A 9,393-nucleotide genomic window follows, 5' to 3' on the forward strand; every position below is an offset into this window, starting at 1 on the left:
GCAGGGTAAGCGGAATCGTGAGAATCGGTTGTAGTTAACATGAGAAAGTAATTTAGTATGGTTTATTTATATTCCAAATTTGAGTAGAAGAACCCAAATTGTATGATCGTATTTTAACCGGTTTCAATTATTTCTTAGCTTTATCGATTGGGCATTCTGGAAAATCATGCAACAGTTTCGTATCGATACTCTTTTCTTTCTTTTCAGATTATCAAAAATATACGCTTAAAAGCTTTCCCCCAAGAATTGGATCATGTTCAAAAGTTGTGGACTATGCAAATAATTTGATTAGTCTAAACAGGAAAAAGTTTATATTTCCTACTCCTCTGAACTGGCTTCTGAAAGCTTTTATTTTAGCGTTAAAAGATTCTGCTGATGCATTTGTAGCTCTGTTGTCGAAGTAGTTCAGTATCTTTTGGTGATGAATTATCACGGTTCTGGATACGGTATTGAAAGACTTAAAGCCAGATTGCTCTACTTTTTCGTTCCACTTGGCTAGCCTGGCAAAGGCATAGATCTTATCGGTTGTTGTGCTGAATATCCATGAGAGTTCCTGGCTGACCCTGTAGGCTTTTTCAATATCGGGATATCTTTCAAATAGCAGTTCCGCCCTTTGTTGCTGATCTGTAGACCATGTATTTTCATTTTTATACAACAGATATCGGCTTCTTGCCAGCAGCTGCTTAACCGTATCCCCATTTTCAAGTATCTCTGGATCATACGTTTTTTTATCTTTTTTGGCGAGTTCCATCTGTAGGTTGTCATCATCTATTGCCAGCCAGCGGTGTTTTACCCTGATCTCCTGGAGCGCTTCGGTAGCCAGCTGCTGTACATGGAACCTGTCGATTACCTGAACGGCATTGGGAAAGCATTTCCTGGCGATGAGCCCCATGTTTCCGGCTAGGTCCAAGGTTATTTCACGTACTTTATTGCGTATCCTGGAAGGGATCTTCTGTAGTATGGGAATGATGTTGTCGGATTTTGTACCGTTTAATATCGCTACAATAGTTCCCTTTTTGCCACGGGCGCGTTTGTTGGTGACTACGGTATAAAGTTCACCATGGGAAAGGCAGGTTTCGTCTATGGAAAGATGGCCACTGATGTTTTCGGGGAAGACCAGACCAGCGGTGGCATCATCCCTATGTTCCCAATGCTGAAAACCGCTTAGTCTGTCCCTATAGTATCTCCTTAATCTACTGGCCTTTATCCCGTAAAAAGAGCTGATCGTATGGATGCTATGGGCTTGGGTATCCACTGATAGCTTTTAAAAAAGCCGCGAAATCACTTGTGATACGCGTCCCTTTTGCCACCAGTTCCCAATTCCGGTAAACCACCTTACCGGTATCCTGGTTCAACCATCGACGGCGTTTAATATGAAGATAGACCTCTTGTCCACGAATGGGGAAGTCCTGCAATATTACTTCATCAAAGAAACCTTTCGAAAGGAGCTTATTAAACTGGTATTCCAAGGGAATGGAGTTCAGCTCTTCAAGATAGAAATGGATACCGAGATCGTCTTTTTTATGACTGGAAAGTTCGAAATAATCAGATACACCAACAGGGATGATCAATGGAAGAAGGGCTTTAAAGGATTCGTGCACGGGATAAAATAATATTCAACAAATATCCTATTTATTCATCAAGTCCACAACTTTTGAACATGATCCCAAGAATTCCGCTTGATCCTTTTTTTGCTTGATCCAAAGATTTTAAAAATCCCCCTAAATAAAAAAAGCAGCTCTTTTCAGAACTGCTTTTAAAAATCGGGGTGGCTGATGGGGCTCGAACCCACGACCCTCGGCACCACAAACCAATACTCTAACCAACTGAGCTACAGCCACCGTGTTTTTTTTGATGTCACAAAAGTACGACTTTTCACATTCCCTGCAAATATTTTTTTCAATGTTTTTACAAGAAATTTTTAATTCCTTAACATTCAATTATTTGAATTTGAAAAAAAATTTCGGCAACAGATAAAATAGGCGATTTTAAACCTAAAAACATAACTTTACCACGTTTATGATCGAAATTTATACAGACGGAGCAGCTAGCGGAAACCCCGGACCAGGCGGTTGGGGTACCATTTTAAGAGCAGGGCAACACTATAAGGAATTAAGTGGCGGCTTCAGGATGACCACCAATAACCGAATGGAATTATTAGCTGTAATCAAAGGATTAGAAGCATTAAAAAGCTTAAACCAGGAGGTAACCGTTTATTCCGATTCTAAATATGTGGTTGATGCCGTGGAGAAAAAATGGGTTTTCGGCTGGGTGAGCAAAGGTTTTAAAGACAAAAAAAACAAAGACCTCTGGTTAAGGTTCCTTGAGCTGTATAAGCTCCATAAAGTGAAATTCGTTTGGATTAAAGGTCACAACGCCCACCCTGAAAATGAACGTTGCGACCGGCTGGCCGTATTTGCTTCTCAAGATAAAGCAAACCTGGCTATAGACAGTATTTTCGAAGCAGAAAGGAATAAAGCGACTTTGCTTTAATCCAACCCGCCAATTACATTCAGATCTTCCAGTTTAGCATCTGCATCATTCTCGCTAGCGGTTGATTTTGCCGTATACAACAGCATCATTTCTTCCGCTTTTTCTACCATATTTTTGGAGCCGATAAAAATCGGCACGCGTTGGTGTAATTCAGCTGGGTTAATATCCAGTATCCGTTCGAAACCGGTACTGGCCTTGCCCCCAGCCTGCTCAATAATAAAAGCCATGGGGTTACACTCATATAACAACCTTAACTTACCATTTGGCGAGCGTGAAGTGGTGGGGTAAATATAAATGCCGCCTTTAATCAAATTGCGATGAATATCACCAACCATAGATCCGATATAACGCGAGGTGTAAGGTCGTTTTGTGGCTTCATCTTCTACCTGGCAATATTTAATGTATTTCTTTACCCCATCCGGAAAATGCACATAATTACCCTCGTTTACAGAATACATATAGCCGTTTTCAGGTATTTTCATCTGCGGATGCGAAAGACAAAACTCACCTATTGATGGATCGAGCGTAAAACCATTCACTCCTTTACCTGTAGTATATACAAGCATGGTAGAAGAGCCATAAATGACATAACCAGCAGCCACCTGCTCTGTACCTTTCTGCAGCACATCGGCTAAACTGGCCCTGCCCTCAAAAGATTTCCTCCTGTAAATAGAAAAAATCGTACCTACCGCAACATTTACATCGGTATTTGAAGAACCATCCAAAGGATCGATACATACAATGTATTTTGCATTTTGAGAAACCGGTGAGTCGATATGGATAATTTCATCTTCCTCTTCAGTAGCAACAATGCAACATTCCCCGCCACTGGTTAAAGCGGCGATAAATTGTTCATCAGCATACACATCCAGTTTTTTCTGTTCTTCGCCCTGAATATTAGTGGTTCCCACATCACCCAGGATGTCGACCAAACCTGCCTTGTTAATTTCGCGGTTAACAATTTTGGCTGCGATACCAATGTCTCTCAGCAGCCTTGACAGCTCGCCTTTGGCATAGGGAAAATCTGCCTGTTTTTCTATAATAAATTGTCCTAGTGTTTTAACGCCACAAACCATGCTTAGTGTATATTTTACATTATCTACCCGATAATTCTATAACCTCTAAGGTATGAATATTTTCGTCAGTAATGCAAAATCTGATCAGGGTCCTCACTTTATGCCAGCCATGTTTCCCCGCTGCACCGGGGTTTATATGCAAACATTTCAGCTTTTCATCGAACATCACTTTCAAAATATGCGAGTGCCCGGTAATAAATAATTTTGGAGGGTTAGTGTATATTTCAGGCTTTACATAGGAAGAGTATTTACCCGGATATCCTCCAATATGCGTCATCCATACATCTACCCCTTCACAGCTAAATCGATTTTTCTCCGGAAATTCATTCCGAATAGCTGCATCATCAATGTTTCCGAACACCCCACGCAAGGGTTTAAAGGCCGCAAGTGGCGCAGCTACATCCTGACCAAAATCGCCGGCATGCCAGATTTCGTCCACGCTTTCAAAATGTTTAAAAACCGCATCATCTAGAAAACCGTGGGTATCTGAAATTAATCCTATTTTTTTCATCAGGTAAACTTAATTGTTTGCTTCTGCTAAAGGATAACTTCACTGCACAAGCATAAAATTTAATAAAAACAACAAAACAGAAGCATCAAAATACGTGCGAACAAGTTGGTAGTCAATTGCCAAAACAGCCCGTTTCAATTGTACAATCTTAACATCTTCATAATAGCAGGTCAAAAGGCCAAAAAGAAATCTTTAAGCAGTATTTTATATTCAGCAGTATGCACCTTTAAATCTTCATAAAGATAGAAATCACTTTCCTGTAGTGCCGTTCTATTTTTCCCCAGGCATATCATTTGCCTGAAAGCGGTCTTTGATCGGTCAGAATGGACATATATGCTTTCCATCAGTTCCATTCCGTAATGTCCGGCCTGCATAACCACCTCTTCAGCCTGTTTTATGGGAAGAATCAGCCAGACCTGTCCCTCATCCGTCAACAATTCACTGATCTTTGCCACCAGCATGCTAAAAAAACCTTCCGCAGCATGCCTGGCAATCCCTTTCCGCACCTCTTCATTCTTAAGGTCATTTACAAAAAAAGGTGGATTAGACACAATCAGATCAAATCTATCAGGCGATTTATAGTATTCAATTGCTGCATTACTGATGGTTAAACGATGATTGAATGGCGATTGTTTAAAATTCCGTTCAGCAGTTTCCGCCGCTTGCTCATCGATTTCAACCGCATGTATGTGTGCATCAGGAAAACGTTGTGCCAGCATCAAGGCAATCACCCCTGTACCTGTTCCAATATCCAGTATCCTTTTAGGATGCTGGTGATCGGCCATGGCCCCGATCAAAACGCCATCCGTATTGATTTTCATGGCGCAGCCGGTCTGATCGACCTCAAATTGCTTAAACTTAAAAATACTCATCCTAAACCTCGTACAATTCCAGTGGCAAACCATCCGGATCGGCAAAAAAAGTAAAGCGCTTATCCGTAAATTCATCAATCCGGATCGGCTCAGTGATAATTCCATGTTTATTTAACCTGTCAATCTCCTGCTCAATATCTTTTACTTCGAAAGCCAGATGCCGCAAACCCTGAGCCTCGGGCCGCGACGGCCTTGCCGGTGGATTTTCGAAAGAGAAAAGCTCGATCTGATAAACACCATTTACCGCCAGGTCGAGCTTGTACGATTTCCGTTCTGCCCGGTACACTTCGGCCAACACCATAAAACCGAGTTTATTCACATAAAAATCTTTCGATCTTTCGTAATCAGAACAGATAATAGCAATGTGGTGGATTCGGAGCATAGGTAATGATTGAATTTAAGAATGAGTGTATGATTGAATGAGTATATGATTAAATGATTTGCAAAGTTCTGCATTCTAGAATTCAAAACTCAATCATTCGTCCATTATTTTAAAATCGTTCAAAATTCTATCATTCAATCCCTCATTCCTTCACTCATTAAATTTAAAAACGCTAAATTTGCGACTTCAAAAAAAAAGCATGATTCATTTCTTCTCTAGTCATCCTGAGCCTGTCGAAGGGCAATCGCAGACGGTTTTTGTTTTGCAAACAGACAAAGCGCTTTCTACTACTGATATTACTAAACTCGAATGGTTATTTGGCGGCGCCAAGATCTCACAGGAAACAGCCCTAAAAGGCTTTTTTGTAGGGCCACGTGCAGCTATGATTACGCCATGGAGTACCAACGCGGTAGAAATTACCCAGAATATGGACATGCAGGGCATAATCAGGATCGAAGAATTTAAAAAGGTTGACGAAGCCTTTGCCGATTACGACCCGATGCTTTCTCAAAAATACGATAAGATTGACCAGGATATTTATACCATCAACATCAAGCCTGAACCCATTTTAGAAATTACCGATATTGCTGCCTATAATAAACAGGAAGGTCTTTCTTTAAGCGACGAGGAAGTTGATTATTTAAATACATTAGCGCAAAAATTAGAAAGGCCCTTAACCGATTCGGAAGTATTTGGCTTTTCACAGGTGAACTCAGAACACTGCCGCCACAAAATTTTTAACGGAAAATTTGTAATTGATGGAGTAGAGCAACCTACCTCTTTGTTTAAACTGATCCGCAAAACTTATGAAGAAAACCCGAACGATATCGTTTCGGCCTATAAAGACAATGTTGCTTTTATTAAAGGACCAAAAGTACAACAGTTTGCACCTAAACGTGCCGATCAGCCTGATTTTTACACTTTAAGCGATTTTGATTCCGTAATCTCTTTAAAAGCAGAAACACATAATTTTCCAACCACTGTAGAGCCTTTTAACGGTGCTGCAACGGGGTCAGGAGGTGAAATCAGAGACCGGTTAGCAGGTGGCCAGGGTTCTTTACCTTTGGCCGGAACGGCAGTTTATATGACCGCGCTTTCCCGTTTAGAAGAAAACCGCTCATGGGAACAACGTGTAGAAGAAAGGCAATGGTTGTACCAAACACCAATGGATATCCTGATCAAAGCCTCAAACGGTGCTACCGATTTTGGAAATAAATTTGGCCAGCCGCTCATTACCGGATCGGTTTTAACTTTCGAACACGAAGAAGATAACCGTACGCTTGGTTTTGATAAAGTGATTATGCTTGCGGGCGGTATTGGTTATGGCAAAGCCAGCCAGGCACAAAAACTTAAACCACAGGAGGGCGATAATATCGTAATCTTAGGTGGCGAAAATTATAGAATTGGAATGGGTGGCGCAGCAGTTTCATCTGCTGATACTGGTCAGCACGGCAGCGGCATCGAATTAAATGCCATTCAGAGGTCAAACCCTGAAATGCAGAAACGTGCGGCAAATGCCGTTCGTGGTTTGGTAGAGAGCGATCACAACCCGATTATCTCCATCCACGATCATGGGGCAGGTGGTCACTTAAACTGTTTATCAGAACTGGTTGAAGAAACCGGTGGTTTAATCAACCTGGATAAACTTCCGGTGGGCGACCCTACCCTTTCTGCTAAAGAAATTATCGGAAACGAATCGCAGGAGAGAATGGGATTGGTAATCGGTAACGAACATATCGAAACCCTCCAAAAAATTGCCGATCGCGAGCGTTCACCGATGTATACCGTAGGTAAAGTTACCGGCGACCACCGTTTCACTTTTAAATCGGCCACTACCGGTTTAAAGCCGATGGATTTAGAACTTGCCGCCATGTTTGGCAGCTCGCCTAAAATTGTAATGGAAGACAGTACAGTTGACCGTAAATACGAAGCCATCACCTATAACAACAGCGAATTAAATAGTTATTTAGAACAGGTGCTTCAGTTAGAAGCCGTTGCTGCTAAAGATTGGTTAACCAATAAAGTTGACCGCTGTGTGGGTGGACGCGTAGCCAAGCAGCAGTGCGCCGGCCCGTTACAATTGCCGTTAAACAACTGCGGTGTAATGGCTTTAGATTTTCAGGGTAAAGAAGGTATTGCCACTTCAGTTGGCCACTCACCTATCTCAGCACTGATCGATCCGGCTGCAGGTAGCCGCAACGCCATTGCCGAATCACTGTCAAATATTGTTTGGGCACCTTTAAAAGAGGGTTTGAAAAGCGTTTCGCTTTCTGCCAACTGGATGTGGGCCTGTAAAAACGAAGGCGAAGATGCCAGGTTATATTCAGCCGTAAAAGCCTGTTCTGATTTTGCAATCGATTTGGGCATCAACATTCCAACCGGAAAAGATTCCTTATCAATGAAACAGAAATATGCCAATGGCGATGTAATTGCACCGGGAACGGTGATTATTTCTGCAGGTGCCAACTGTGATGATATTACTAAAGTGGTTGAACCGGTATTACAAAAAGATGGTGGCGCCATTTACTACATCAACCTGTCTACCGACAGTTATAAACTGGGCGGTTCATCTTTCGCACAGATTTTAAACAAAGTAGGTACCGAAACACCTGACGTAAAAGATGCAGCACAATTTAAAAACGCATTCAATACCTTACAACAATTAATTAAGGCAGGTCACATCCAGGCCGGACACGATATTGGCAGCGGTGGTTTAATTACAACGCTGTTGGAAATGTGTTTTGCCGACCGTGACTTAGGCGCCCGACTCGATTTATCAGCTTTAGCCGAGCAGGATAGCACTAAATTGCTTTTTGCCGAGAATATTGCCGTTGTTTTCCAGGCTGATGCTGCTGCAGAAGCTACCTTAACCGAAAATGGCGTTGCTTTCCACAAAATTGGTACAGTAAACACTACGGCCAAACTGGAAGTTAAAAATGGTGGTGATAGCTTTAGTTTTGATATTGACCATTTACGCGATGTTTGGTTTAAAACTTCATACTTGTTAGACAGCAGGCAAACCGGCAACGGCTTAGCCAAAGCGCGCTACGATAATTATAAAAACCATGTTTTAAATTACAGTTTCCCGCTTACTTTTGATGGTAAAAAACCGGTAATCGACGAAACGAAGCCAAGACCAAAAGCCGCTATTATCCGCGAAAAAGGAAGTAATTCTGAGCGCGAACTGGCAAACGCCATGTATTTAGCCGGTTTTGATGTAAAAGATGTTCACATGACCGATTTAATTACCGGCCGGGAAACTTTAGAAGATATCCAGTTTATCGGTGCGGTGGGCGGTTTCTCTAACTCTGATGTTTTAGGATCGGCGAAAGGCTGGGCAGGTGCATTTTTATATAATGAGAAAGCGAGAATTGCTTTAGAGAAATTCTTTGCCCGTCCTGACACCTTATCTGTGGGGATCTGTAACGGCTGTCAATTGTTTATTGAGCTGGGCTTGATTAATAAAGACCATACCGATAAACCTAAAATGTTGCACAACAAAAGCGGCAAACACGAAAGTATTTTCACTTCGTTAACCCTGCAGGAAAACAATTCGGTAATGCTATCAAGCCTTGCCGGCAGCACTTTAGGGGTTTGGGTATCGCATGGTGAAGGAAGATTCTCTTTACCATACACAGAAGATCAGTACAAAATTGTAGCCAAATATGCTTACGAAACCTATCCGGCCAGTCCGAACGGTTCCGATTACAACACCGCCATGTTATGCGATGAAACCGGCCGTCACCTGGTGATGATGCCACACATTGAACGTTCATTGTTCCAATGGCACTGGGCAAATTATCCTGCAGGCCGTAAAGACGAAGTTTCACCATGGATGGAGGCCTTTGTGAATGCCAGGAAGTGGATTGAAAACAAAGGATAGTATAAATGGAAGAGGTAAAATGGATGATGGAATTAAAAACCATCATCCATTTTTTATGGTGCGCCGGGCATGGCAATCGACTATAGGGTTAGAGTCCCGAACACGCTTAGCAGTAGGAAGTGTTAGCTAAAGACAAGGGTGTCGTGGGTGACTGCGAATCTGAAGGAAGTCGGCGG

At 42.1% G+C, this 9,393-nt stretch carries 8 protein-coding genes and 1 tRNA gene; 2 read left to right on the top strand and 7 right to left on the bottom strand.

The window, feature by feature from the left end:
• Window positions 1-271: 271 nt before the first annotated feature.
• From ACFE6N_RS23000 to ACFE6N_RS23010, 3 genes are all read right to left on the bottom strand, one after another.
• Window positions 272-1,255 (bottom strand): transposase, encoded by a 984-nt coding sequence (locus ACFE6N_RS23000; protein WP_378940185.1) that lies wholly within the window; start codon window positions 1,253-1,255, stop codon window positions 272-274.
• Window positions 1,236-1,571 (bottom strand): hypothetical protein, encoded by a 336-nt coding sequence (locus ACFE6N_RS23005; protein ID WP_378940187.1) that lies wholly within the window; start codon window positions 1,569-1,571, stop codon window positions 1,236-1,238. Before ACFE6N_RS23005 ends, ACFE6N_RS23000 begins: the two co-directional genes overlap by 20 nt.
• Before the next feature lie 196 nt (window positions 1,572-1,767).
• A tRNA-His gene (locus ACFE6N_RS23010) sits at window positions 1,768-1,841 on the bottom strand.
• A 178-nt stretch (window positions 1,842-2,019) separates the two neighbouring features.
• On the opposite strand from ACFE6N_RS23010, the gene rnhA reads away from it, so the two are divergent.
• A complete protein-coding gene (rnhA, locus tag ACFE6N_RS23015; protein ID WP_090985387.1) occupies window positions 2,020-2,493 on the top strand; it encodes a ribonuclease HI in 474 nt (157 codons plus the stop codon).
• On the opposite strand, the gene fbp is transcribed toward rnhA, so the two are convergent.
• From fbp to ACFE6N_RS23035, 4 genes are all read right to left on the bottom strand, one after another.
• A complete protein-coding gene (gene fbp, locus ACFE6N_RS23020) occupies window positions 2,490-3,569 on the bottom strand; it encodes a class 1 fructose-bisphosphatase (protein ID WP_378940189.1) in 1,080 nt (359 codons plus the stop codon). The genes rnhA and fbp overlap by 4 nt on opposite strands.
• A 19-nt stretch (window positions 3,570-3,588) precedes the next feature.
• The gene (locus tag ACFE6N_RS23025; protein WP_378940191.1) at window positions 3,589-4,080 is read right to left on the bottom strand and encodes a metallophosphoesterase family protein; all 492 of its coding nucleotides are present in this window, start codon (window positions 4,078-4,080) and stop codon (window positions 3,589-3,591) included.
• A gap of 170 nt (window positions 4,081-4,250) precedes the next feature.
• Window positions 4,251-4,985 (bottom strand): tRNA1(Val) (adenine(37)-N6)-methyltransferase, encoded by a 735-nt coding sequence (locus ACFE6N_RS23030; RefSeq protein WP_378940199.1) that lies wholly within the window; start codon window positions 4,983-4,985, stop codon window positions 4,251-4,253.
• Window positions 4,954-5,334, bottom strand: coding sequence for a VOC family protein (locus tag ACFE6N_RS23035; protein ID WP_378940193.1), 381 nt, complete (start codon window positions 5,332-5,334; stop codon window positions 4,954-4,956). The genes ACFE6N_RS23030 and ACFE6N_RS23035 overlap by 32 nt, the downstream gene beginning before the upstream one ends.
• Before the next feature lie 199 nt (window positions 5,335-5,533).
• Between ACFE6N_RS23035 and purL the strand changes: the two genes are divergently transcribed.
• Window positions 5,534-9,217, top strand: a complete 3,684-nt coding sequence (gene purL, locus ACFE6N_RS23040) for a phosphoribosylformylglycinamidine synthase (protein WP_378940195.1) — start codon at window positions 5,534-5,536, stop codon at window positions 9,215-9,217.
• Window positions 9,218-9,393 lie beyond the last annotated feature (176 nt).

The organism is Pedobacter sp. BG31 (assembly GCF_042464845.1).
Classification (GTDB): Bacteria; Bacteroidota; Bacteroidia; order Sphingobacteriales; family Sphingobacteriaceae; genus Pedobacter; species Pedobacter suwonensis.

Bases quoted from the DNA above. Each gene is read 5' to 3' on its own strand.
- ACFE6N_RS23030 (WP_378940199.1), bottom strand. From the start codon at position 4,985: ATGGTTTGCCACTGGAATTGTACGAGGTTTAGGATGAGTATTTTTAAG.
- ACFE6N_RS23025 (WP_378940191.1), bottom strand. From the start codon at position 4,080: ATGAAAAAAATAGGATTAATTTCAGATACCCACGGTTTTCTAGATGAT.
- fbp (WP_378940189.1), bottom strand. From the start codon at position 3,569: ATGGTTTGTGGCGTTAAAACACTAGGACAATTTATTATAGAAAAACAG.
- ACFE6N_RS23035 (WP_378940193.1), bottom strand. From the start codon at position 5,334: ATGCTCCGAATCCACCACATTGCTATTATCTGTTCTGATTACGAAAGA.
- rnhA (WP_090985387.1), top strand. From the start codon at position 2,020: ATGATCGAAATTTATACAGACGGAGCAGCTAGCGGAAACCCCGGACCA.
- purL (WP_378940195.1), top strand. From the start codon at position 5,534: ATGATTCATTTCTTCTCTAGTCATCCTGAGCCTGTCGAAGGGCAATCG.